The organism is Streptomyces sp. KLMMK (genome assembly GCF_036961605.1).
Lineage (GTDB): Bacteria > Actinomycetota > Actinomycetes > Streptomycetales > Streptomycetaceae > Streptomyces > Streptomyces telluris.
Genome location: NZ_JBAMDC010000070.1, coordinates 1 through 23690 on the forward strand (window position 1 = coordinate 1; position 23690 = coordinate 23690).

Consider the following 23690-nt stretch of genomic DNA (forward strand, 5'->3'; position numbering starts at 1 on the left):
GGTCCGCGGGGAACGCGCCCGCGAGCATGACCGCCTTTGCGTACTCCTTGCCGAGGGCGGTCAGGCGCTCGACGCCCGCAGCCCCCAGGTGCTCGTACGGCGCGGCGTCGAGGCGGTCCGTCTCCGCCTCCAGCTCGTCGCGCAGCGCGCCGCCCGCCTCGGTCAGCTCGCCCTCCGCGTCCAGCAGCCCGCGGGCCCGCAGCCGGTCCCGTCCGGCGGCGAGCTCGTCCTCGGTCCAGCCGCGCGTGGCGACGAGCCACTTGGTGGTCATGCCGCCGCCGGTGGCGGTGTGGCTGACGAGCGCCTCGACCGGGTCGAGACCGGCCCGTACGAGCGCCATGATGTGGCCGTCCCCGCGGTGCTCGCGCAGGAGCGTGGCGGCGTGCCAGAGCGCGAGGTGCGGCGCGCCGGGCACGGGCAGGTCGGCGTGGGCGGAGTACAGCGGGCGGCCGCCGCGGCTGCAGCCCTCGGCGGCGCGCAGGGCGAGCTCCGCGGCCTCGGCCATCTCGGGGGCGGCCACGGCGTCCTCGCCGAGCAGCCTGCGGAGCGTCGCGTCGGCCGCGCGCAGCCGTGCGGCGAGGGCCTCCTGCGGGGAGACGACGTCCCAGACGCCCGGGACATGACGAGCGATCAGTTCGTACTTGGAGTTGTAGTACGCCGCGGTGACCGTCCCGGCTCCGACGCGGCCGAGCGGGGCCGTGCGCCCGGCGATGTTCGCCGCGGTGTCGTCCTCGACGCCCAGCCCCGCCATCTCCCGCAGGTAGTCGGGGGAGAAGTACACCGTCGCGTGGAGGGCGTTGAGCCACTGGTGACAGTGGCGTCCGGCGAGCTCGGGCAGGGTCCCGTTGAGTGAGGTCATGCCCGCACGCTACCGACTGGTCGGTACGGCGGGAAGTGGTCGGCGGCATCCGCCGGGGGTGGCAGGAAAGGTGGGGTATTCGTCATTGCGGACAAATCCGGGGGCGACGAGCATGGAGGACATGACGCACCACCGCCCGCTTGGCCGCACCGTGCTGATCGTCCTCTTCGACGACGTCCAGAGCCTCGATGTCACCGGCCCCGCCGAGGTGTTCGCCGGCGCGGTGTCCCGGACCGGGGATCCCGCGTACCGCGTCCGCACCGCGACCCTCGACGGCGGCCCCGTGCGGACCGGCAGCGGCCTGCGCATCGTGCCCGACCACGCGCTCCACGACGCCCCCGACCCGCACATCCTCCTGGTGCCCGGCGGCGATGCCACCCGCGCCCCCGACCCCCGCCTGATCGGCTGGCTGCGCGAGCACGCGCCGCGCGCCGAGCGCGTGGTGTCGGTGTGCACCGGGGCGTTCCTGCTCGCCGCGGCCGGCCTGCTGGAGGGTCGCCGCGCCACGACCCACTGGGCGTTCTGCGCCGCCCTCGCCGCGCGCTTCCCGTCGGTGCGGGTGGAGCCGGACCCCATCTACGTACGCGACGGCAACGTCGTCACCTCGGCGGGCGTCACCGCCGGCATCGACCTCGCGCTCGCCCTCGTCGAGGACGACCTGGGGCGCGAGCCGGCGCTCGCCGTCGCCCGCAACCTCGTCGTCTTCCTGCGCCGCCCCGGCAACCAGACCCAGTTCAGCGCCCCGCTCGCCGCGCAGACCGCGCGCCGCCCGAGGCTGCGCGACGTCCAGCACTGGATCGTCGAGAACCCTGCGGCCGACCTGTCCGTCGAGGCGCTCGCGGCCCGGGCCGGCCTCTCCCCGCGGCACTTCGCCCGCGCCTTCCAGAGCGAGACCGGCATGACGCCGGGCCGCTACGTCGACCGGGTGCGCCTGGAGGCCGCCCGCCGGCAGCTGGAGGACGCCGCCGACGGCGTCGAGGAGGTCTCGCGCGCCTGCGGCTACGGCACCCCCGAGGCGATGCGGCGCGCCTTCGTCCGTGCCCTCGGCACCTCGCCCGCCGAGTACCGGCGCCGTTTCCGCCCCCTGACCCCCGTCTGACCAGCATTCAGCACATCCAGCAAATCCGGTATATCCGGTACATCCGACACATTCGATCCACCGGAACGAGGACCACCGTGCAGATCGCCTTCCTGCTCTACCCGGGCTTCACCGCCCTCGACGCCGTCGGCCCGTTCGACACCCTCAGGGCCCTCCCCGGTGCCGAAGCCGTGCTCGTCGCCGAGCGCCCGGGGCCCGTGTACAACGAGAGCGGCAACCTCTCCCTGGTCGCCGAGGCCTCCCTCGCCGAGGTCACGGCCCCCGACATCGTCGTCGTGCCCGGCGCGGCCGACCCGAGCGGCCCGATGGCGCCCGGCCCCGTCCGGGAGTGGCTGCAGGAGGTGGACCGCACCACGACGTGGACGACGTCCGTGTGCACCGGCTCCCTGGTCCTGGCCGCCGCCGGGCTGCTGACGAGCCGTCGGGCCACCTGTCACTGGCTGTACCTGGACAAGCTCGCCTCCTTCGGGGTGAAGGCGACCGGCGAACGCGTCGTCACCGACGGCAAGTACGTCACGGCCGCCGGCGTCTCCTCCGGTATCGACATGGGGCTCACGCTCGTGGGCCGGATCGCCGGCGACCGTGCCGCGCAGTCCGTCCAGCTGCTCATCGAGTACGACCCCCAGCCGCCCTACGACGCGGGCTCGCCGGAGAAGGCCCCGGCCGACCTCGTCGCCGAGTGGCGGAACGCGGACCTGGCGGAGTCCGCAGGGAAGAACGGCGGCTGAACGAGCAGGGGCCGGGCGGCCGGTGGTCTAGCGGCCGGAGACGGGAAGGCCGGCGCGGGGGTCCGGCCGCCCGCCCGGCTCTCCGGCCGCGGTCCACGTGAACCGCGGCCCCCTGCGCTCCAGGAACGCGGCGACGCCCTCCGCGGTGTCGCCGCTGCCGCGCTCCTGCTCCGCCCAGTGCGCGATCCGGTCCGGGGAGGCGGGGCCCGCGGCGAACTCCTTCGCCGCGGCCTGCGTCAGCAGCGAGCGCGAGGCCAGCACCTGTGCGAACTCCGCCACCCGCTTCTCCAGCGCCTCCGGCGGCCACACCTCGTCCACCAGGCCCGTCCGCAGCGCCCGCGCGGCATCGATCAACTCGCCGGAGAAGAGCAGGTACTTGGCCGCCGAGGGGCCGGTCAGCTCCACCAGCCGACGCGTGGAGGAGGCCCCGTAGACGATCCCCAGCTTCGCCGGGGTCACCCCGAAGGACGCGTCCTCGGCGGCGAAGCGCAGGTCGCACGCGGCCGCCAGCTGGCAGCCGCCGCCCACGCAGTGGCCGCGCACGGCCGCGAGCGTGGGCTTGGGGAAGGCGGCCAGCGCCTCCTCGGCCGCGATCGCGAGCTCCCGCGATCGCTCGGCCCCCTCGGTGAGAGCGGAGATGTCGGCGCCCGCGCAGAACGTGCCGCCCTCGCCGGTGAGCACCAGCACCCGTACGTCCGGGTCGCCGGCGCATCGCGCCAGCAGCTCGGGCAGGGCCCGCCACATGTCCGTGGTCATGGCGTTGCGCTTGGCGGGGTTGGCGATGCGGACCGTTGCGACGCCGTCGGCGACGTCCAGGTGAAGTGCGGGCTCCATGCGCCGGATGCTATCCGGGTCCGCCGGGCGCGCCGGTGGCGTCCCCCGGCGCCGGGGTGGAACGAAGAGCTCCGGATCGTTCATGGAGCGTGGAACAGGGCGGCCAGGATCAGTCGCGTCAGTGACCGTGGCATACGCACACGATCAAACTCCGTCGATAGCCGATGTATTGTGGTCACCCCGCCGGTACGGTCCCTCACCTTCCCAACACTCGTGGTTGCGGTCGACCATGGTGAGGGGTTGGTATCGGACATGGAAATCCTCGGGAGCGTCCCGCCCGACCCGGGGCAGGCCCCGCCCCGGCGCCCGGTCGAGTTCGACGGAGCCTGGCGCTTCACCGCTCCCGCGCTGCACTCCTCCGTCCCCCGTGCGAGGCACGCCGTGCGCGACCTCCTGCGGCACCAGCGCGTGCCGCTCTGCGAGGATCTGCTGCAGGGGCTGCTGCTGATCGTCTCGGAGCTGGTCACCAACGCCGTCCAGCACGCGGCACTGCTCTCGCCCGAGGTGGCGGTGGAGGTCTCCATCGGGCGGCACTGGATCCGGGTGGCCGTCGAGGACGACCACCCCTACCGGCCCAAGCCCCTGGAGGCGGACGACGAGCGCATCGGCGGCCGCGGACTGCTGCTGGTCAAGACCATCTCCGACGAGGCCGGCGGCATGTGCGACGTCGAGCACACCGCGAGCGGCGGCAAGGTGGTCTGGGCCGCCCTGCCGCTCCCCGCGCCTACCAGCCCGCCGCGTCCCCGGTGATCTCGCGCACCACGGGGCGCGCCGCATCCAGCACCGTCATGAACCACGCGGAGAAGGGAAGGCGCGCCCGCAGCGCGTCCAGCTCGGCCGGGGTCACGAACGCGGTCTCCGCGATCTCCTCCGGGGCCGGGCGCGGCTCGGCCCGCACGATTCCCACGAAGAGGTGGTTGTACTCCTGCTCGACCAGGCCCGAGTCCGGGTCGGGGTGGTTGTAGCGCACGGTTCCGGCCTCGCGCATCAGCGCGGGCGCGATCCCCAGCTCCTCGCCCGTGCGGCGGGCCGCCGCCACGAACGGGGGCTCACCGGGATACGGGTGACCGCAGCACGTGTTCGACCACACGCCGGGGGAGTGGTACTTCTCCAGCGCCCGCCGCTGCAGCAGCAGCCGGCCCTCGTCGTCGAAGAGGAAGACCGAGAAGGCCCGGTGCAGTCTGCCGGGGGCGATGTGGGCGGAGAGCTTCTCCGCCGTGCCGATGGTTCTGCCGTCCTCGTCGACCAGCTCCAGCATGATCGGTTCGGCTGACTCCTCCTGGGAGGGGGCAGCGGCGGTGTCGGCGGAGAGGCCATTGGCTGGTGTGATCGGCATTGACCATCCTCGTTGTCGGTCTTCGACCCTCAAGTCTGCCGTACCCGGCCGGGGCGTCAATGACAGAGCTTCGCCTCGTGCTCCGCATGGCCGCTGGGCTCCAGCTGGAAGGTGCAGTGCTCCACGTCGAAGTGCTCGCCGAGGCAGCCCTGCAGGTCGTGGAGCATTTTCTCGTGCCCGGTGGAGTCCAGGGCCAGGTGGTCGACCACGACGTGGGCGGAGAGCACCGGCATCCCGGATGTGATCGTCCACACATGGAGGTCGTGCAGGTCCTGCACCCCGGGCAGCGCCATGATGTGTGACCGGATCTCGTCCATGTCGACGTTCCGGGGAGCCGCCTCCAGCAGGACGTCCAGCGCCTCCCGCAGCAGCTTGACCGTGCGCGGCACGATCATCACCGCGATCAGCAGCGAGGCGATCGGGTCCGCCTGCGTCCAGCCCGTGGCCATGATCACCAGGGCGGAGAGCACCACCGCGAGCGAACCCAGCGCGTCCGAGAGCACCTCCAGGAACGCACCGCGCACATTGAGGCTCTCCTTCTGCCCCCGCATCAGCAGGGCCAGCGAGATCCCGTTGGCGACCACGCCCACGAGACCGAAGACGACCGTCTGCCCGCCCGGCACCTCCGTGGGGTTCGCCAGCCGCTCGATCGCCTCGAAGAGGATGAAGCCGCCCACGCCGAGCAGCAGCAGGCAGTTCAGCAGCGCCGCGAGGATCTCGGCCCGGGCGTAGCCGTAGGTGCGCCGGCTCGACGCCGGGCGGTTGGCGAAGTGGATCGCCAGCAGCGCCATCGAGACGCCCACCGCGTCCGTCGCCATGTGACCCGCCTCGGCGAACAGCGCCAGCGAACCGGTCAGCGCGCTGCCCACGACGTAGGCCAGCAGCACGGTGAGCGTGATGCCCAGGGCGATCCTGAGCCGCCCCTTGTAGGCCGCGGCCGCCGTGCCGGTCGTGCCCGGCGGGGGTCCTCCGTGCGAGTGACCGTGATCGTGCCCTGCGCCCATGAATGCCGCCTTAAGGAAACGGGTGCCCGCCCGGCCGGCTCCTGCCGTCCGGGCACCCAGTGAACTACGGGCGGGGGGTATCGGGCAACGCGGCACTGAACACCGTTGTCATGTGCTCTGACCTGCGGCGATGTCCATCGCGCCGACCTGCGGCGATCACCCCTGGGCGGCCCGCGTCAGTCGCGCGGAAGAGCCTGCCGGGCCTCCGGGTGGTGCAGGCACCAGCCCTCCCAGGCAGAAGCGACCATGCTGCGCACATCGTGCGCGGGGCTCCAGCCGAGCTCCTTCGCGATCAGCTCGTTCGACGCCACGACACGCGCCGGATCACCCGGACGGCGCGGCTCCACCAGGGGCGCCGGCTCCGTCCGGCCGGTCACCTCGGCGATCAGGCCGGCCATCTCCCGCACCGAGACGCCCTCGCCCGTGCCCACGTTCAGCGTCAGGTCGCCCGGCTCCGTCCGCTCGGCCAGCCGGCGGGCCGCCGCCAGGTGCGCGGTGGCCAGGTCCTCGATGTGGATGTAGTCACGCACGCAGGTGCCGTCCGGCGTGGCGTAGTCGTCGCCGAAGATGCGCGGGGCCTCGCCCCGGGTGAGCCGGTCGAACATCATCGGGATGATGTTGAAGATCCCGGTGTCCGCGAGTTCCGGCACCGCGGCGCCCGCCACGTTGAAGTAGCGCAGGCACGCCGTGGACAGGCCGTGCGCCTTGCCGGTGGCCCGCACCAGCCACTCACCGGCCAGCTTGGTCTCGCCGTACGGGTTGATCGGCGCGCACGGTGTGTCCTCCGTGACGAGGTCCACATCCGGCATGCCGTAGACGGCCGCGGAGGAGGAGTACACGAAGCTGCGCACCCCGGCGGCGACCGCCGCCTCCAGCAGCACGGTCAGCCCGTGCAGGTTCTCCCGGTAGTAGAGGAGCGGCTTCTCCACCGACTCCCCGACCTGCTTCTTCGCCGCCAGGTGCACCACGCCCGTCACGCCCAGCTCCGCGAACGTACGGTCGAGCAGCTCGCGGTCCAGCACCGAGCCCCGCACCAGCACGCAGCCCGCGGGCAGCCGCTCGGCCACGCCCGCGGACAGGTCGTCCAGCACGGCGACCCGCTCGCCGGCCTGCGTCATCGCCCGGGCGACGTGCGACCCGATGTATCCGGCACCGCCTGTGATCAGCCATGTCATGACCGGCACCCTAGCGCCTGGACGGCGGGTCACGACCTGCGTTCGATTCCGGTGGCCGGGCATTCCGCCGGCTCCCGCCGCGGTGGTGTCCCGCCGTCGCGGCGGGCATGCTTCCGCCGCCGCAACGGCGAGAGACCGCGATGGCGCGGTGCGGCGGTGCCGGACCGCCCCGGCCTGGAACCAGACGCTCCGCCCGGGCGTCCTTTCAGTGGCGGACCCCTGCCGGAGGCAGGAGGCGCACGTGCGGTGAACGGGGCCTTCCGGTGATCCGATAGCCTCTGCCGACGTGCCGCCCCCGCCGGGGTCGCCGGCACGACTGCCGCCCGCCGCGTCCCGCGGCCCCGGGGCGGCCATGTCAGCCGCAAGGAGTGAGTTCGTCTGTCGACCGCCATCCTCACCGGTACGCCGCCCGCCGGCTCCTCCCTTGAGGAGGACCTGCGGTCCCTCGGCTTCGACGTCCGCGTGACGGAGGACGCCGCAGGGGCGCTGGCCGCCGTCCCGGCCACCGAGCGCGTCGCTCTGGTGGACCCCGGCTTCGTGGGCCACCTGCACGCCCTGCGGCTGGCCCTGACCGACCCCCGCTTCCCGGCCGCCGCGGTCGAGGGCGCACTCACCGCCCAGCCGGACGCGCGTGCGTCCCTGACGCATGCGCTGAGCGCGGTGACGGACGCCGGCGCGAGCCTGCCCGACGCGCTCGCCGCCCGGCTGGAGGCCGACGGCATCGCCGTGCACCGGCCCGAGCTCGGCGTGCTCGTCGCGGCCGTGCCGGACGGGGACGACGCGCGGGCGAAGACCCTCGCCGAGGCCGGGGCCGTCGACGACGAGGCCGTGCGCCTGCGCAACGCCGTGAAGTCCCGCGACGGGTTCTTCACCACCTTCTGCATCAGCCCGTACTCGCGCTACCTCGCGCGCTGGTGCGCCCGCCGGGGCCTCACCCCCAACCAGGTCACCACCGCCTCCCTGCTGACCGCGCTGATCGCGGCCGGCTGCGCGGCGACCGGCACCCGCGGCGGCTTCGTCGCCGCCGGCGCGCTGCTGCTGTTCTCGTTCGTCCTCGACTGCACCGACGGCCAGCTCGCCCGCTACTCCCTGCAGTACTCCACGCTCGGCGCCTGGCTCGACGCGACCTTCGACCGCGCCAAGGAGTACGCCTTCTACGCGGGCCTGGCCCTCGGCGCGTCCCGCGGCGGCGGCCACGACGACGTGTGGGCGCTCGCGCTCGGCGCGATGGTCCTCATGACCTGCCGGCACGTCGTCGACTTCGCCTTCAACGAGGCGAACCACGACGCCACGGCCAACACGAGCCCGACGGCCGCCCTCTCCGGGCGCCTCGACAGCGTCGGCTGGACCGTCTGGGTCCGCCGCATGATCGTGCTGCCCATCGGCGAGCGCTGGGCACTGATCGCGGTCCTCACCGCGCTCACCACCCCCCGCACCGTCTTCTACGTGCTGCTGATCGGCTGCGCCTTCGCCGCCTGCTACACCACCGCGGGCCGCGTCCTGCGCTCCCTGACCCGCAAGGCGAAGCGGACCGACCGCGCCGCGCAGGCGCTGGCCGACCTCGCCGACTCCGGCCCGATCGCCGAGGCCGCGGCGGGCAGCCTGGGCCGCACGGTGCCCGGCCGCGCCTACAGCGCCCCCTTCTGGGCCGTGCTCGCCGCCGCCTGCCTGCTCATCGGTCCGCTGCTGACCGGAAGCGGCGGCACGTGGCGCGCCGTCCTGCAGGCCGTGGTCTACGCGGTCTTCGCCGGCGTCGCCGTCGCCCAGCCCCTCAAGGGCCCCCTGGACTGGCTGGTCCCCCCGGTCTTCCGGGGAGCGGAGTACGGCATCGTCCTGGGACTGGCGGCGCAGTCCGGGGCCCCGGGGGCCCTCCCTGCGGCTTTCGGCCTGGTGGCCGCGGTCGCCTACCATCACTACGACACGGTGTACCGCATCCGCGGTGGCACCGGCGCGCCCCCGCACCGGCTGGTGCGGGCGATCGGCGGACACGAGGGTCGCGTCCTGGCGGTCACCATCGCGGCCGCCCTGTGGCACGGCCGAGGTTTCACCATCGCGCTGACGGTCCTCGCGGCCGCCATCGCCCTCGTGGTGCTCAGCGAGAGCATCCGCTTCTGGGTGTCCTCCGGGGCACCCGCAGTACACGACGAAACAGGAGAACCCGCATGATCGGCCTCGTGCTGGCCGCCGGCGCCGGACGGCGTCTGCGTCCCTACACCGACACTCTGCCCAAGGCCCTGGTGCCGGTGGACGGTGACACCACCATCCTCGACCTCACCCTGGCCAACTTCGCCGAGATCGGTCTGACCGAGGTCGCGATCATCGTGGGCTACCGCAAGGAGGCCGTGTACGCCCGCAAGGAGGCCCTGGAGGCCAAGTACGGCCTGAGCCTCACCCTGATCGACAACGACAAGGCCGAGGAGTGGAACAACGCCTACTCCCTGTGGTGCGGCCGGGACGCCCTCAAGGACGGCGTGATCCTCGCCAACGGCGACACCGTGCACCCGGTCTCCGTCGAGAAGACCCTGCTCGCCGCCCGCGGCAACGGCCAGAGGATCATCCTCGCCCTCGACACGGTGAAGCAGCTCGCCGACGAGGAGATGAAGGTCGTCGTGGACCCCGACAAGGGCGTCCAGAAGATCACCAAGCTGATGGACCCGGCCGAGGCCACCGGTGAGTACATCGGTGTCACCCTGATCGAGGGCGAGGCCGCCGCCGACCTGGCCGACGCCCTCAAGGTCACCTTCGAGCGCGACCCCGACCTCTACTACGAGGACGGCTACCAGGAGCTCGTCAACCGCGGCTTCAAGATCGACGTGGCGCCCATCGGCGATGTCCAGTGGGTCGAGATCGACAACCACGACGACCTCGCCAAGGGCCGGGGGATCGCGTGCCAGTACTGACGAGGCTCATCCCCTCGCCGGTCGTCGTCGACATCCGGGCCGGAGCCCTCAACGATCTGGCGAGCGTCCTCGCCGATCAGCGGATCTCCAGCTCCGGCAAGCTGGCCGTCGCCATCAGCGGCGGCTCCGGGGCGGTGCTGCGCGAGCGGCTCGCCCCGGCGCTGCCCGGCGCTTCGTGGTACGAGGTGGGCGGCGGCACGCTGGACGACGCCATCAAGCTGGCCGACGCGATGAAGTCCGGCCACTACGACGCTGTGGTGGGCCTCGGCGGCGGCAAGATCATCGACTGTGCGAAGTACGCCGCCGCGCGCATCGGCCTGCCCCTGGTGGCCGTCGCGACCAACCTCTCGCACGACGGCCTGTGCTCGCCGGTCGCGACCCTGGACAACGACGCGGGCCGCGGCTCGTACGGCGTGCCCAACCCCATCGCCGTCGTGATCGACCTCGACGTCATCCGTGAGGCCCCGGTCCGCTTCGTGCGCTCCGGCATCGGCGACGCGATCTCCAACATCTCCGCCGTGGCGGACTGGGAGCTCGCCGCCCGCGAGCGCGGCGAGGACATCGACGGCCTGGCCGCCGCCATGGCCCGGCAGGCCGGCGAGGCCGTGCTGCGCCACCCCGGCGGCGTCGGCGACGACGGCTTCCTGCAGGTGCTGGCCGAGGGCCTGGTGCTCACCGGCATCGCCATGTCGGTGGCCGGCGACAGCCGCCCCGCCTCCGGCGCCTGCCACGAGATCAACCACGCCTTCGACCTGCTCTTCCCCAAGCGGGCGGCCAGCCACGGCGAGCAGTGCGGCCTCGGTGCGGCCTTCGCGATGCACCTGCGCGGTGCCCGCGAGGAGTCCGCGCTGATGGTCGAGGTGCTGCGCCGGCACGGCCTGCCCGTGCTGCCGCAGGAGATCGGCTTCAGCGCCGAGGAGTTCGTCACGGCCGTGGAGTACGCGCCGCAGACCCGCCCCGGCCGCTACACGATCCTGGAGCACCTCGCGCTCTCCACCGACCAGATCAGGGACGCTTACGCCGACTATGCCAAAACCGTCACTAGCTGAACTCCGCCCGGTCGTCCACCCCGGCGGGCTGAAGGACCGGCGCAGCGGCGAGCACTGGGCCGGGCGCCTGTACATGCGCGAGATCTCCCTGCGCTGCACCCGGGTCCTGCTGAACACCAGGCTCACGCCCAACCAGTACACGGGCCTGATGATCCTGGCCGGCATCGCGGCGGGCGCGGCCCTGGTGATCCCGGGCCTCACCGGGGCGATCCTCGGTGCGCTGCTCATCCAGCTGTACCTGCTGCTGGACTGCGTGGACGGCGAGCTCGCGCGCTGGCGCAAGGTCACCTCCACGACCGGTGTCTATCTCGACCGGGTGGGCCACTACCTCTCCGAGGCCGCCCTGCTGGTCGGTTTCGGCATTCGTGCGGCGGACGTGCTGCACAAGGACGGTGCGGCCACGCAGTGGCAGTGGGCGTTCCTGGGCACGCTGGCCGCGCTCGGCGCCATCCTGATCAAGGCGGAGACGGACCTGGTCGACGTGGCCCGCGCCCGTAGCGGCATGGCGGCCGCCGAGGACTCCGCGGCCACGCCGCGCTCCTCGGGCATGGCCCTGGCCCGCAAGGCCGCGGCCGCGCTGAAGTTCCACCGGCTGGTCGGCGGCGTCGAGGCGTCGCTGGTGATCCTGGTGGCCGGCATCGCGGACTTCGTCCACGGCGACCTGCTGTTCACCCGTGTCGCGGTGGTCCTGCTCGCCGCCGTCGCGGTGCTGCAGACTGTGCTGCACCTCGTGTCCATCCTCGCGTCGAGCAGGCTCCGATGAACGCTTCCTCCGCCTCTTCGGCCAAGGTCGGCGCGGTTGTCCTCACCATGGGCAACCGCCCGGCGGAGCTGCGCGCCCTGCTGGAGTCGGTCGCCAAGCAGGACGGCGACCCGATCGAGGTCGTCGTCGTCGGCAACGGCTCCCCGCTGCCGCCGATCGCCGTCCCCGGCCTGGCCGTGCGCACCGTCGAGCTGTCGGAGAACGTCGGCATCCCGGCCGGGCGCAACGTGGGCATCGAGGCGTTCGGGCCCGCCGGGCGCGAGGTCGACGTCATGCTGTTCCTGGACGACGACGGCCTGCTGCCCGGCCAGGACACCGCCGAGCTGTGCCGGCAGGCGTTCGCCGCCGACTCCAAGCTGGGCATCATCAGCTTCCGGATCGCCGATCCCGACACGGGCGTCACCCAGCGCCGCCACGTGCCGCGGCTGCGCGCCTCCGACCCGATGCGCTCCTCGCGGGTGACCACCTTCCTCGGCGGTGCCAACGCGGTCCGCACGCGGGTCTTCGCCGAGGTCGGCGGGCTGCCGGACGAGTTCTTCTACGCGCACGAGGAGACCGACCTCGCCTGGCGGGCCCTCGACGCGGGCTGGATGATCGACTACCGCGCGGACATGGTGCTGCACCACCCGACGACGGCGCCGAGCCGCCACGCGGTCTACCACCGCATGGTCGCCCGCAACCGCGTCTGGCTCGCCCGGCGCAACCTCCCCGCCCCGCTGGTCCCGGTCTACCTGGGGGTGTGGCTGCTGCTCACCCTGGCCCGGCGGCCGTCCCTGCCCGCGCTGCGGGCCTGGTTCGGGGGCTTCAAGGAGGGCTGGACGACTCCCTGTGGTCCACGGCGCCCCATGAAGTGGCGTACCGTGTGGCGCCTGACCCGGCTGGGTCGGCCTCCCGTGATCTGACAAGCTCTTGTCTATGAGCATCGGGCGCGGCCCGGGGCGAGCCCCCGGCAGCGCACCTTGAGGACGAAAGTGTCAACTGTGAGCGAGACAACGCACGACAGTGCGGTCGCCATGAGTGCCCCGCCATCGCCCGACGACGGACTGTCCGCCGCCGAGCTGGCCAAGAAGTACGGTCTCGCGGTCAGCGGGGCCCGCCCGAGCCTGCCGGAGTACGCCCGGCAGCTGTGGGCGCGGCGGCATTTCATCGTCGCGTTCTCCCGGGCCAAGATGACGGCCCAGTACAGCCAGGCCAAGCTGGGCCAGGTCTGGCAGGTGGCGACGCCGCTGCTGAACGCCGGCGTGTACCTGCTGATCTTCGGTCTGCTGATGCAGCAGTCCAAGGGCATGGGGATCGCCACCTACATCCCCTTCCTGGTGACCGGCGTCTTCGTCTTCACCTTCACCCAGAGCTCGGCGCTGGCGGGCGTGCGCTCCATCTCGGGCAACCTGGGTCTGGTGCGCGCCCTGCACTTCCCGCGGGCGGCCCTGCCGATCTCCTTCGCGATGCAGCAGCTCCAGCAGCTGCTGCTGTCGATGTGCGTGCTGTTCCTCTTCCTCCTCGGCTTCGGGCACCTGCCCGATCCGTCGTGGGCGCTGATCGTCCCCGTCCTGGTGCTGCAGTTCTTCTTCAACACCGGCCTGGCGATGGTCATGGCCCGGGCGGGCAGCAAGACGCCCGACCTGGCGCAGCTGCTGCCGTTCATCACGCGGACGTGGATGTACGCGTCCGGCGTGATGTACAACATGGTCGAGGCGCTGGAGAAGGCCCACGCCCCGAAGTGGGTCATCGACGTGCTCAGCGCCAACCCGGCCGCCGTCTACATCGACCTGATGCGCTGGTCCCTGATCGACGACCACAGCCACATCCACCTGCCGCCGCACGTGTGGCTGCTGGCGGTCGGCTGGGCGGTCGTGGTCGGCGTCGGCGGCTTCGTGTACTTCTGGAAGGCTGAGGAGCAGTACGGCCGTGGCTGAACAGAACCCCACCCCGAACCCCGCCGGGACGGACGCCCGCGTGCCCACCGTGATCGCGGAGGACGTCCACATCGTCTACCGCGTCTACGGCGGCAACACCGGCCGGGGCAGTGCGACCGCCGCCCTGAACCGCATCGTCAAGCGCAAGCCGGGGGCCGGCGTGCGCGAGGTGCACGCCGTCAAGGGCGTGAGCTTCACCGCCTACCGCGGCGAGGCGATCGGCCTGATCGGCTCCAACGGCTCCGGCAAGTCCACCCTCCTCAAGGCCATCGCCGGGCTGCTGCCCACCGAGCGCGGCAAGGTCTACACCGACGGCCAGCCCTCGCTGCTGGGTGTGAACGCGGCCATGATGAACGACCTCACGGGCGAGAAGAACGTGATGCTCGGCGGTCTGGCCATGGGGATGTCGCGCGAGCAGATCCGCGAGCGCTACCAGGGCATCGTCGACTTCTCCGGGATCAACGAGAAGGGCGACTTCATCACGCTGCCCATGCGGACCTACTCGTCCGGCATGGCGGCCCGGCTGCGGTTCTCCATCGCCGCGGCCAAGGACCACGACGTGCTGATGATCGACGAGGCGCTGGCCACCGGTGACCGCTCGTTCCAGAAGCGCTCCGAGGCCCGCATCCGCGAGCTGCGCAAGCAGGCGGGTACGGTCTTCCTCGTCAGCCACAACAACAGGTCGATCCGGGACACCTGCGACCGCGTGCTGTGGCTCGAGCACGGACAGCTGCTGATGGACGGACCGACCGAGGAAGTGGTCCGGGCGTACGAGAAGGAGACGGCCCGCTAGGCGCCGTACGGGCCGGCGCGAGCCGGTTCCCGCGGGCCCTCGCCGGTGCGCTCCGGTGAGGGCCTTGACCTTTCCGTAACGATCAACTGGCTTATTGGCAGGGTTGATTCGTTGCTCGCGTGGCATTGTATGGATCAAGCACCTACCCGGCCGCGCGTCGGACAGGTGTGCGGCGTACGCTGTACCGTGCTGATTTGCGGCGAAGCGTGCGATACCGGTGTATCCGCGGCTCCGGAGACGGCGTCGGATACGGCGGGACAGTGGGTGCCGAAGGGGGAGCAGGGGGCGCCGAAGGGGGTGTCTACCCTGCGGCGTGTCCGAAATAGGATGTTCTGGGTCGGCAGTGTAGAACGGGAGATGTGACGGCAATGGCTACGGAAACTCTCCAGCCCCGAGGCGTGCACGCCGTCCCCGGTCCGGGCAGCCCGCGGTGACGGCGGGGACGGACGCGCACGAGCGCGCCGTGCTCGACAAGGCCGCGCACGAGAACTTCCCTGTGGCACCCTTCTTCCTGCCGCGCGCCTGGCGGGACGACCTCATGGCCGTCTACGGGTACGCCCGCCTCGTCGACGACATCGGCGACGGCGACCTCGCTCCCGGCGGGCGCGACGCGCAGCTGCTGGGGCTCGCGGGGGCGCGGGCCGACACGAGCGAGGACCGGCTCGCGATGCTGGACGCCTTCGAGGCGGACCTGCGGCGCGTCTTCGACCGCTCCGGCACCGGCCCGAACCACCCGCTGCTGCGCCGCCTGCGGCCCACCGTGCGCCGGTGCGGCCTGACCCCGGAGCCCTTCCTGGGGCTGATCGAGGCCAACCGGCAGGACCAGCGCGTCCGCCGCTACGGTACGTACGACGATCTGCTCGCCTACTGCGAGCTGTCCGCGAACCCCGTCGGCCGTCTCGTCCTGGGCATCACCGGCACCGCCAGCCCCGAGCGGATCCGCCGCTCGGACGCGGTCTGCACCGGGCTGCAGATCGTGGAACACCTGCAGGACGTCACCGAGGACCTCGGGCGCGACCGCGTCTACCTCCCGGCCGAGGACATGAAGCGCTTCCACGTCACCGAGGCCGACCTCGCGCGCCCGACCGGCGGCGCGTCGTTGCGCGCCCTGGTCGCGTACGAAGGGGAACGCGCCGGGGAACTGCTGAATGAAGGCACCCCCCTGGTGGGTAGCGTCCACGGCAGGTTGAAGCTGTTGCTCGCGGGGTTCGTGGGCGGGGGGAGGGCCGCGCTCCGCGCGGTCGCCGCCGCAGGACACGACGTACTGCCCGGACCGCCCAAGCCCACCAAGCTCAGCCTGCTGCGCGAGGTGGGAGCGACACTGCGAAGAGAGGGGTGAGCAGGACCGTGAACGGATCGCAGGAAGCGTCCGCACCGGTGCTCGCCGCGTACAGCTACTGCGAGGCGGTCACCGGGCAGCAGGCGGGCAACTTCAGCTACGGCATCCGGCTCCTGCCGACCGCCAAGCGGCGCGCCATGTCGGCGCTGTACGCCTTCTCGCGGCGTGTCGACGACATCGGGGACGGGCCGCTGGACGCGGGGGACAAGCACCGCCGGCTGGAGGAGACGCGCGAGCTGCTCGCGCGGATCCGGGAGGGCCGGATCGCCGAGGACGACACCGACCCGGTGGCCGTCGCGCTCAGCCATGCCGCGCGCCGCTTCCCCATCCCGCTCGGCGGGCTGGACGAACTCATCGACGGCGTTCAGATGGACGTGCGCGGCGAGTCGTACGAGACCTGGGACGACCTCGCGGTGTACTGCCGGTGCGTCGCGGGTGCCATCGGCCGGCTCTCCCTCGGCGTATTCGGCACCGTGCCCGGCGCGCGCGATGCCGCGCGCGCCTCGGAGTACGCCGATACGCTCGGCCTGGCGCTGCAGCTCACCAACATCCTGCGCGACGTCCGCGAGGACGCGGCCAACGGCCGCACCTACCTGCCCTCCGACGACCTCGCGAAGTTCGGCTGCGCCGACGGCTTCCACTCCGCCCGGCCCCCGGCCGGCGCCGACTTCACCGGCCTCGTCCACTTCGAGGTCCGGCGCGCCCGCGCGCTCTTCGCCGAAGGAACCCGGCTGCTGCCCATGCTCGACCGGCGCAGCGGCGCCTGCGTCGCCGCCATGGCCGGCATCTACCGCCGGCTGCTCGACCGGATCGCCGAGGACCCCGAGGCGGTCCTGCGCGGCCGGGTCTCCCTGCCCGGCCGGGAGAAGGTCTACGTCGCCGTGCGCGGCCTGTCCGGACTGGACGCCCGCAGCGTCCACCGGCGGACCGCCGGGGGGCGCGCTTGATGCCCCTGTTCCGGGCCGGCAAACGGCGCGCAACCCTCCGCCCTGCGAAAACGTCCCTGAGAGCAGCCGAAGGGGTGGGCACATGACAGCCACGACAACCGGGCCCGGCCGCGGCCCCACCGACGGGGACGGCGCCCCGGCCACCCGCGCGGTGGTCGTCGGCGGCGGACTCGCCGGCATCACGGCCGCGCTGGAGCTCGCCGACGCCGGCGTGCGCGTCACCCTCCTGGAGGGGCGGCCCCGGCTCGGCGGCCTCGCCTTCTCCTTCCGCCGCGGCGACCTCACCATCGACAACGGCCAGCACGTCTACCTGCGCTGCTGCACCGCCTACAGCTCGTTCCTCGACCGGATCGACGCGCTGCACCTCGCGCCCCTGCAGGACCGGCTCGACGTGCCCGTCCTCGATATCGGCCACCCCTCCGGCAGGCCCCGCCTCGGCCGGCTGCGCCGCACCGGCCTGCCCGTCCCCCTGCACCTGGCCGCGAGCCTCGCCACGTACCCCCACCTCTCGCTCGCCGAGCGCGCCCAGGTGGGCCGCGCCGCGCTGGCCCTGCGCGGCCTCGACCCGCAGGACCCTGCCCTCGACGGCACGGACTTCGCGAGCTGGCTGCGCCGCCACGGCCAGTCCCCCCGCACCGTCGAGGCCCTGTGGGACCTGATCGGCGTGGCCACACTGAACGCCACCGCCGGCGAGTCCTCGCTCGGCCTCGCCGCCATGGTCTTCAAGACCGCGCTGCTCACCGAGCCCGGAGCCGCCGACATCGGCTGGGCACACGTCCCCCTCGGCGAGCTGCACGACACCCGCGCCCGCGCCGCCCTCGACAAGGCTGGCGTGCGCACCCTGCTGCGCACCCGCGCCACCGGCGTCGCCCGCGCAGCGGACGGCCTCTGGCAGGTCGACGCCGAGACGGGCCCCGGTGCGGCCGAGCGACTCACGGCCGATGCGGTCGTGCTCGCCCTGCCGCAGCGCGAGACGCACGCCCTGCTGCCCGACGGCGCCCTGGACGAGCCGGGCCGGCTGCTGCAGATCGGCACCGCCCCCATCCTCAACCTCCACGTCGTCTACGACCGCAAGGTCCTGCGGCAGCCGTTCTTCACCGCGCTGGGCTCGCCCGTGCAGTGGGTCTTCGACCGCACGGACTCCTCCGGCCTCGCGGCGCGGGGGGAAGGCTGGGAAGGCTGCCAGTACCTGGCGGTCTCCCAGTCGGCGGCGCAGGACGACATCGAACGGCCCGTGGCCGAGCTGCGGGCCCGCTATCTTCCCGAGCTGGAAAGGCTGTTGCCCGCCGCACGCGGCGCCGGCGTCCGGGACTTCTTCGTGACCCGGGAGCGTACAGCGACGTTCGCCCCCACCCCGGGCGTCGGCCGGCTGCGGCCGCCCGCCCGCACGAACGCGCCCGGCCTGTACCTGGCCGGCGCGTGGACCGCCACGGGCTGGCCCGCGACCATGGAGGGCGCTGTGCGCAGCGGCGTCCACGCCGCGGGTGCGGCACTCTCCGAGCTCGGCCGACCGCACGAGAGCCCCTTGCGGGAGGCGGTATGACCGAGGCGAGCCATGAAGCGTCGCGTGCCCGGACCGGGCCGCGCACGAGCACGACCACCAGAGGAGAGACCGTGACTTCGGCGATCCCAGCTGTCGACACCGCAGGCGTCAACGCCATGCTGGAGCGGGGACGGACGCTTGCCACGCCGGTGCTGCGTGCCGCCGTGGACCGGCTCGCGCCGCCCATGGACACCGTCGCCGCCTACCACTTCGGCTGGATCGACGCCGAGGGGCGGCCGGCGCACGGCGACAGCGGCAAGGCCGTCCGGCCCGCGCTCGCCCTGCTCTCGGCCGAGGCCGCCGGACGCGCCCCGGAGGTGGGCATCCCCGGCGCGGTCGCCGTGGAGCTCGTGCACAACTTCTCCCTGCTGCACGACGACCTGATGGACGGCGACGAACAGCGCCGCCACCGCGACACCGTCTGGAAGGTGTACGGGCCGGAGCAGGCCATCCTCGTCGGCGACGCCCTCTTCGCGCTCGCCAACGAGATCCTGCTGGAGCTCGGCACCGTCGAGGCCGGCCGCGCCACCCGGCGGCTGACCACCGCCACCCGCAAGCTGATCGACGGCCAGGCGCAGGACATCTCCTACGAGCACCGCGAGCGGGTCACCGTCGAGGAGTGCCTGGAGATGGAGGGCAACAAGACCGGTGCCCTCCTCGCCTGCGCGGTCTCCATCGGCGCCGTCCTGGGCGGCGCCGACGACCACACGGCCGACACCCTGGAGGCCTACGGCTACCACCTCGGCCTCGCCTTCCAGGCGGTGGACGACCTGCTCGGCATCTGGGGCGACCCGGAGGCCACCGGCAAGCAGACCTGGAGCGACCTGCGCCAGCGCAAGAAGTCGCTGCCGGTGGTCGCGGCCCTCGACGCCGGCGGCTCCGCCTCCGAGCGGCTCGCGGAGATCCTCGCGGCCGACGCCAAGCTCAGCGACGCCCAGCTCGCCGACTTCGACGAGGAAGAATTCGCCAGCCGCGCGATGTTGATCGAAGAGGCGGGCGGCCGGGAGTGGACCTCCCAGGAGGCCCGCCGCCAGCACGCGACCGCGATCGCCGCCCTCGACCGAGTTGACATGCCCGCAGAAGTCCGAGCCCAACTGGTGGCGCTCGCCGACTTCGTCGTCGTACGAAAGAGATGATTCCTATTCACCCGATCTAGCAGATCGCGGTCGCCGGCCGGCGCCAGTGTTGCGGCGCCGGCCGACGGAGCCCCCAGGAAGGCAGAGAAGGAAGCTCACTGCAAAAAAGGGGAAACCATGACAGCGACGACCGACGGAAGCACCGGGGCCCTGCCGCCCCGCGCTGCCGCGGCCACCGACAGCACCACAGCGCAACAGCACACGGCACACGGCACGGCACAGCCCCCGCTCCAGGAGGGTGAGGCGCCCGGCGCGCTCGCCGCCGCGGAGCGGGCGACGGCCCGCGCGGTCGATCACCTCCTCTCCCGCCAGGACGAGCAGGGGTGGTGGAAGGGCGACCTGGAGACCAACGTCACCATGGACGCCGAAGACCTGCTGCTCCGTCAGTTCCTGGGCGTCCAGGACGAGAAGACCACCCGCGCCGCCGCCCTCCACATCCGCTCCGAGCAGCGCCCGGACGGCACCTGGGCCACCTTCCTCGGCGGGCCCGGCGAGCTCTCCACCACCATCGAGGCCTACGTCGCCCTGCGGCTCGCCGGGGACGCCCCCGACGCCCCGCACATGGCCGCCGCCTCCGCATGGGTCCGCGAGCAGGGCGGGATCGCCGCCTCCCGGGTCTTCACCCGTATCTGGCTCGCCCTCTTCGGCTGGTGGAAGTGGGAGGACCTCCCCGAACTGCCGCCGGAGATCATGTTCCTGCCGAAGTGGTTCCCCCTGAACCTCTACGACTTCGGCCAGTGGGCCCGGCAGACCATCGTGCCCCTGACCATCGTCTCCGCGAAGCGCCCCGTGCGCCCCGCGCCCTTCGCGCTCGACGAGCTGCACACCGACCCGGCCCGGCCGAACCCGCCGCGCCCGCTCGCCCCGGCGGCCAGCTGGGACGGCGTCTTCCAGCGGCTCGACAAGGCCCTGCACCACTACCGCCGGTTCCCGCTGGGCCGCCTGCGCCGCCTCGCGCTCGACTCGGCCGCCCGCTGGATCATCGAGCGCCAGGAGAACGACGGCTGCTGGGGCGGCATCCAGCCCCCCGCCGTCTACTCGATCATCGCCCTGCACCTCCTCGGCTACGACCTGGACCACCCCGTGCTGCGCGAGGGGCTCAAGTCGCTGGACCGTTTCGCCGTGTGGCGCGAGGACGGCAGCCGCATGATCGAGGCCTGCCAGTCCCCGGTGTGGGACACCTGCCTGGCCACCATCGCCCTCGCGGACGCCGGCGTGGCGCCCGACCACCCGGCGCTGGTCAAGGCCGCCGACTGGATGCTCGGCGAGCAGATCCACCGCACCGGCGACTGGGCGGTGCGCCGCCCCGGGCTGACCCCGGGCGGCTGGGCCTTCGAGTTCCACAACCACACCTACCCCGACATCGACGACACGGCCGAGGTCGTGCTGGCCCTCAAGCGGGTCCGGCACCCCGAGCCCGCGCGCCTGGAGACGGCCGTCCGGCGGGCCGCCCGCTGGAACCTGGGCATGCAGTCGAAGAACGGCGCCTGGGGCGCCTTCGACGCGGACAACACCAGCACGCTGCCCAACCGGCTGCCCTTCTGCGACTTCGGCGAGGTCGTCGACCCGCCGTCCGCCGACGTCACCGCGCACGTCGTGGAGATGCTCGCCTTCCTCGGCGAGCGGCACGACCCGCGCACGCGGCGCGGCGTCGAGTGGCTGCTGGCCGAACAGGAGGAGAGCGGCGCCTGGTTCGGCCGCTGGGGCGTCAACTACGTCTACGGCACCGGCTCGGTGGTGCCCGCCCTCGTCGCGGCCGGCATCCCCGCCTCGCACGCGGCGATCCGCCGGGCCGTGCGCTGGCTGGAGGGTGTGCAGAACGACGACGGCGGCTGGGGCGAGGACCTGCGCTCCTACCGCGACCCCGAGTGGATCGGGCGCGGCGCCTCCACCGCCTCCCAGACGGCCTGGGCCCTGATGGCCCTGCTCGCCGCCGGGGAGCGGGAGAGCAAGGCCGTGGAGCGGGGCGTCGCCCGGCTGGTGGAGACCCAGCGCGCGGACGGGTCCTGGGACGAGCCGCACTTCACCGGCACCGGGTTCCCCTGGGACTTCTCCATCAACTACCACCTCTACCGGCAGGTCTTCCCCCTCACGGCCCTCGGCCGCTACGTGCACGGGGAGCTGTTCACCCCCGACCGCCTGGAGGCGTGATGACGAACGGCACGGGCAGTCCCGGCCCCGCACCGCTGCTGGTCGCCTGTGCGCTCGGCATCGAGCGCCTCGCCCTGCGCGGGGGCGGCCCGGGCGGGGCGGCCGGGCCCGTGACCGTTCTGCGGACCGGCATGGGGCCGCAGGCCGCGGACCATGCCGTCACCCGGGCCCTGCGCGACCCGGCGATGCGCGAGGCCGCGGTCGTCGCCACGGGCTTCTGCGCCGGCCTGGCCCCGGGGATGCACCCCGGCGACCTGGTCGTCGCCGACGAGACCCGGGACCGCACGGGCAGCACCGAGTGCTCGGGTGTCGAGCTCCTCGCCAAGGAGCTCGCCCGTGCCGTGCCCCGGCGCGTCATCCACACCGGGCCCCTCGTCGGCTCGGACCACGTCGTGCGCGGCGCGGAGCGGGCCGCCCTGCACGCCGCGGGCGCGCTGGCCGTGGACATGGAGTCCGCGGCCACACTCCGAAGCGCCGTGCGTGCGGGGCCGCGCCCGGTTGCGGCCGTCCGGGTGGTCGTGGACGCTCCAGAACATGAACTCGTCCGAATCGGGACGTTGCGCGGTGGAATATCGGCTTTCCGGGTTCTGCGCACCGTCCTCCCGGCTTTTATCGAATGGCACCGTTCTTTACTGCTCCCCAGGAGGTGAGCCAGATGGCCATGCCACTCCGCCAGTCCATCCGGGTGGGAACGTACCTTTTTGAACAGAAGCTCAGGAAGCGCGAGAAGTTCCCGCTGATCGTCGAGCTGGAACCGCTTTTCGCCTGCAACCTCAAGTGCGAGGGGTGCGGGAAGATCCAGCACCCCGCCGGGGTGCTCAAGCAGCGCATGCCGGTCGCACAGGCCGTCGGCGCCGTGCTGGAGTCCGGGGCGCCGATGGTCTCCATCGCGGGCGGCGAGCCTCTGATGCATCCGCAGATCCACGAGATCGTGCGCCAGCTGGTGGCGAAGCGGAAGTACGTCTTCCTGTGCACCAACGCCATGCTCCTGCGCAAGAAGATGGACAAGTTCACCCCGTCCCCCTACTTCGCGTTCGCGGTGCACATCGACGGGCTGCGCGAGCGGCACGACGAGTCCGTTGCGAAGGAGGGCGTCTTCGACGAGGCGGTGGAGGCCATCAAGGAGGCCAAGCGGCGCGGCTTCCGGGTCACCACCAACTCGACCTTCTTCAACACCGACACCCCGCAGACCATCGTCGAGGTGCTCAACTTCCTCAACGACGACCTCAAGGTCGACGAGATGATGATCTCGCCCGCCTACGCCTATGAGAAGGCTCCCGACCAGGACCACTTCCTGGGGGTCGAGCAGACCCGGGAGCTTTTCAAGAAGGCCTTCTCCGGGGGGAACCGGGCGCGCTGGCGGCTCAACCACAGCCCCTTGTTCCTGGACTTCCTGGAGGGCAAGGTCGACTTCTCCTGCACCGCCTGGGCGATCCCCAACTACTCCCTCTTCGGGTGGCAGCGCCCCTGCTATCTGATGAGCGACGGCTACGTCCCGACGTACCGGGAGCTGATCGAGGAGACCGACTGGGACAAGTACGGCCGCGGCAAGGACCCGCGCTGCGACAACTGCATGGCCCACTGCGGATACGAGCCGACCGCCGTCCTCGCCACGATGGGGTCGCTGAAGGAGTCGATCCGCGCGGCCCGCGAGAGCGTCGCCGGGAACCGGAGCTGACGGCCGTGGCCTCCTCCGCGGGACCCGTGTCCCTCGGGCTCCCCGGCGTGCCGGCCCGGCCGCTCGCGGTGCGCCGCCCCTCGCGGCGCATCCAGGTCGGGTCGGTCGCCGTGGGCGGCGACGCGCCCGTTTCGGTGCAGTCGATGACCACGACCAGGACGTCGGACATCGGCGCCACGCTCCAGCAGATCGCGGAGCTGACGGCGTCCGGCTGCCAGATCGTGCGGGTGGCCTGCCCCACGCAGGACGACGCGGATGCGCTCCCGGTCATCGCGAAGAAGTCGCAGATCCCGGTGATCGCGGACATTCACTTCCAGCCGAAGTACGTCTTCGCGGCGATCGACGCCGGCTGCGCGGCGGTCCGTGTGAACCCGGGCAACATCAAGCAGTTCGACGACAAGGTCAAGGAGATCGCCAAGGCGGCTTCCGATGCGGGGACG

23 protein-coding genes are annotated in these 23690 nt (G+C 72.6%); 18 read left to right on the forward strand and 5 right to left on the reverse strand.

Annotated features, from left to right (window positions below; all coding sequences use genetic code 11):
* Positions 1-859: SCO6745 family protein (locus tag V7793_RS13955; RefSeq protein WP_336006404.1), on the reverse strand; the 859-nt coding region annotated here is incomplete at its 3' end.
* A 121-nt stretch (positions 860-980) separates the two neighbouring features.
* On the opposite strand from V7793_RS13955, the gene V7793_RS13960 reads away from it, so the two are divergent.
* Both V7793_RS13960 and V7793_RS13965 read left to right on the forward strand, forming a co-directional pair.
* The gene (locus tag V7793_RS13960) at positions 981-1958 is read left to right on the forward strand and encodes a GlxA family transcriptional regulator (protein ID WP_336006405.1); all 978 of its coding nucleotides are present in this window, start codon (positions 981-983) and stop codon (positions 1956-1958) included.
* Between the two features lie 77 nt (positions 1959-2035).
* Complete coding sequence (locus V7793_RS13965; RefSeq protein WP_336006408.1) at positions 2036-2686, forward strand: DJ-1/PfpI family protein; 651 nt, start codon at positions 2036-2038, stop codon at positions 2684-2686.
* Between the two features lie 27 nt (positions 2687-2713).
* Here the strand turns inward: V7793_RS13965 and V7793_RS13970 are convergent, their stop codons facing one another.
* Entirely contained in the window at positions 2714-3520 is an 807-nt protein-coding gene (locus V7793_RS13970) for an enoyl-CoA hydratase/isomerase family protein (protein ID WP_336006411.1), read from the reverse strand.
* 252 nt (positions 3521-3772) lie between these two features.
* Here V7793_RS13970 and V7793_RS13975 point away from each other — a divergent pair, with 252 nt between their 5' ends.
* Entirely contained in the window at positions 3773-4270 is a 498-nt protein-coding gene (locus tag V7793_RS13975) for an ATP-binding protein (protein ID WP_058042604.1), read from the forward strand.
* Here V7793_RS13975 and idi read toward each other — a convergent pair.
* The 3 genes from idi to galE all read right to left on the reverse strand — a co-directional run bounded on the left by idi (position 4245) and on the right by galE (position 7035).
* Positions 4245-4856: an isopentenyl-diphosphate Delta-isomerase gene (gene idi / locus V7793_RS13980; protein ID WP_336006415.1), complete on the reverse strand. Its 612-nt coding sequence runs from the start codon at positions 4854-4856 to the stop codon at positions 4245-4247. The two genes, V7793_RS13975 and idi, sit on opposite strands and share 26 nt — an antisense overlap.
* Positions 4857-4912: 56 nt before the next feature.
* The gene (locus V7793_RS13985; RefSeq protein WP_058042606.1) at positions 4913-5860 is read right to left on the reverse strand and encodes a cation diffusion facilitator family transporter; all 948 of its coding nucleotides are present in this window, start codon (positions 5858-5860) and stop codon (positions 4913-4915) included.
* Positions 5861-6036: 176 nt separating this feature from the next.
* Positions 6037-7035 (reverse strand): UDP-glucose 4-epimerase GalE, encoded by a 999-nt coding sequence (gene galE / locus V7793_RS13990; RefSeq protein WP_336006418.1) that lies wholly within the window; start codon positions 7033-7035, stop codon positions 6037-6039.
* 378 nt (positions 7036-7413) lie between these two features.
* On the opposite strand from galE, the gene V7793_RS13995 reads away from it, so the two are divergent.
* The 15 genes from V7793_RS13995 to V7793_RS14065 all read left to right on the forward strand — a co-directional run.
* Positions 7414-9201 carry a DUF5941 domain-containing protein gene (locus tag V7793_RS13995; protein ID WP_336006445.1) on the forward strand — a complete coding sequence of 596 codons (1788 nt, stop codon included), beginning with the start codon at positions 7414-7416 and terminating at the stop codon, positions 9199-9201.
* Positions 9198-9935: a phosphocholine cytidylyltransferase family protein gene (locus V7793_RS14000; RefSeq protein WP_336006419.1), complete on the forward strand. Its 738-nt coding sequence runs from the start codon at positions 9198-9200 to the stop codon at positions 9933-9935. The genes V7793_RS13995 and V7793_RS14000 overlap by 4 nt, the downstream gene beginning before the upstream one ends.
* Positions 9923-10984 (forward strand): iron-containing alcohol dehydrogenase family protein, encoded by a 1062-nt coding sequence (locus tag V7793_RS14005; RefSeq protein WP_058042609.1) that lies wholly within the window; start codon positions 9923-9925, stop codon positions 10982-10984. Before V7793_RS14000 ends, V7793_RS14005 begins: the two co-directional genes overlap by 13 nt.
* Positions 10962-11747, forward strand: a complete 786-nt coding sequence (locus V7793_RS14010) for a CDP-alcohol phosphatidyltransferase family protein (RefSeq protein ID WP_168093769.1) — start codon at positions 10962-10964, stop codon at positions 11745-11747. Before V7793_RS14005 ends, V7793_RS14010 begins: the two co-directional genes overlap by 23 nt.
* Positions 11744-12649 carry a glycosyltransferase family 2 protein gene (locus V7793_RS14015; protein WP_336006426.1) on the forward strand — a complete coding sequence of 302 codons (906 nt, stop codon included), beginning with the start codon at positions 11744-11746 and terminating at the stop codon, positions 12647-12649. Before V7793_RS14010 ends, V7793_RS14015 begins: the two co-directional genes overlap by 4 nt.
* A gap of 78 nt (positions 12650-12727) precedes the next feature.
* Complete coding sequence (locus V7793_RS14020; RefSeq protein WP_336006429.1) at positions 12728-13663, forward strand: ABC transporter permease; 936 nt, start codon at positions 12728-12730, stop codon at positions 13661-13663.
* A complete protein-coding gene (locus V7793_RS14025) occupies positions 13656-14456 on the forward strand; it encodes an ATP-binding cassette domain-containing protein (protein WP_168093766.1) in 801 nt (266 codons plus the stop codon). Before V7793_RS14020 ends, V7793_RS14025 begins: the two co-directional genes overlap by 8 nt.
* 463 nt (positions 14457-14919) lie before the next feature.
* Complete coding sequence (gene hpnC, locus V7793_RS14030) at positions 14920-15795, forward strand: squalene synthase HpnC (RefSeq protein WP_443057906.1); 876 nt, start codon at positions 14920-14922, stop codon at positions 15793-15795.
* Complete coding sequence (hpnD, locus tag V7793_RS14035; protein WP_168093764.1) at positions 15792-16742, forward strand: presqualene diphosphate synthase HpnD; 951 nt, start codon at positions 15792-15794, stop codon at positions 16740-16742. Before hpnC ends, hpnD begins: the two co-directional genes overlap by 4 nt.
* Positions 16743-16824: 82 nt before the next feature.
* Positions 16825-18285, forward strand: coding sequence for a hydroxysqualene dehydroxylase HpnE (gene hpnE, locus V7793_RS14040; RefSeq protein ID WP_336006437.1), 1461 nt, complete (start codon positions 16825-16827; stop codon positions 18283-18285).
* A 116-nt stretch (positions 18286-18401) separates the two neighbouring features.
* On the forward strand, positions 18402-19421 hold the full coding sequence (locus V7793_RS14045; RefSeq protein ID WP_173864765.1) for a polyprenyl synthetase family protein: 1020 nt from the start codon (positions 18402-18404) through the stop codon (positions 19419-19421).
* A 117-nt stretch (positions 19422-19538) separates the two neighbouring features.
* Entirely contained in the window at positions 19539-21572 is a 2034-nt protein-coding gene (gene shc / locus V7793_RS14050; RefSeq protein WP_336006441.1) for a squalene--hopene cyclase, read from the forward strand.
* Complete coding sequence (locus V7793_RS14055) at positions 21572-22222, forward strand: phosphorylase family protein (RefSeq protein ID WP_058042619.1); 651 nt, start codon at positions 21572-21574, stop codon at positions 22220-22222. The genes shc and V7793_RS14055 overlap by 1 nt, the downstream gene beginning before the upstream one ends.
* A gap of 5 nt (positions 22223-22227) precedes the next feature.
* Positions 22228-23250, forward strand: coding sequence for an adenosyl-hopene transferase HpnH (gene hpnH / locus V7793_RS14060; protein WP_168093759.1), 1023 nt, complete (start codon positions 22228-22230; stop codon positions 23248-23250).
* A 5-nt stretch (positions 23251-23255) separates the two neighbouring features.
* The coding region (locus V7793_RS14065) for a flavodoxin-dependent (E)-4-hydroxy-3-methylbut-2-enyl-diphosphate synthase (protein ID WP_443057905.1) at positions 23256-23690 on the forward strand (435 nt) is incomplete at its 3' end.

Bases quoted from the DNA above. Each gene is read 5' to 3' on its own strand.
- V7793_RS13970 (WP_336006411.1), bottom strand. From the start codon at position 3,520: ATGGAGCCCGCACTTCACCTGGACGTCGCCGACGGCGTCGCAACGGTC.
- V7793_RS13960 (WP_336006405.1), top strand. From the start codon at position 981: ATGACGCACCACCGCCCGCTTGGCCGCACCGTGCTGATCGTCCTCTTC.
- V7793_RS14055 (WP_058042619.1), top strand. From the start codon at position 21,572: ATGACGAACGGCACGGGCAGTCCCGGCCCCGCACCGCTGCTGGTCGCC.
- shc (WP_336006441.1), top strand. From the start codon at position 19,539: ATGACAGCGACGACCGACGGAAGCACCGGGGCCCTGCCGCCCCGCGCT.
- galE (WP_336006418.1), bottom strand. From the start codon at position 7,035: ATGACATGGCTGATCACAGGCGGTGCCGGATACATCGGGTCGCACGTC.
- V7793_RS13985 (WP_058042606.1), bottom strand. From the start codon at position 5,860: ATGGGCGCAGGGCACGATCACGGTCACTCGCACGGAGGACCCCCGCCG.
- V7793_RS14045 (WP_173864765.1), top strand. From the start codon at position 18,402: ATGCTGGAGCGGGGACGGACGCTTGCCACGCCGGTGCTGCGTGCCGCC.
- hpnH (WP_168093759.1), top strand. From the start codon at position 22,228: ATGGCCATGCCACTCCGCCAGTCCATCCGGGTGGGAACGTACCTTTTT.
- V7793_RS14000 (WP_336006419.1), top strand. From the start codon at position 9,198: ATGATCGGCCTCGTGCTGGCCGCCGGCGCCGGACGGCGTCTGCGTCCC.
- V7793_RS13975 (WP_058042604.1), top strand. From the start codon at position 3,773: ATGGAAATCCTCGGGAGCGTCCCGCCCGACCCGGGGCAGGCCCCGCCC.
- idi (WP_336006415.1), bottom strand. From the start codon at position 4,856: ATGCCGATCACACCAGCCAATGGCCTCTCCGCCGACACCGCCGCTGCC.
- hpnE (WP_336006437.1), top strand. From the start codon at position 16,825: ATGACAGCCACGACAACCGGGCCCGGCCGCGGCCCCACCGACGGGGAC.
- V7793_RS14015 (WP_336006426.1), top strand. From the start codon at position 11,744: ATGAACGCTTCCTCCGCCTCTTCGGCCAAGGTCGGCGCGGTTGTCCTC.
- V7793_RS14010 (WP_168093769.1), top strand. From the start codon at position 10,962: ATGCCAAAACCGTCACTAGCTGAACTCCGCCCGGTCGTCCACCCCGGC.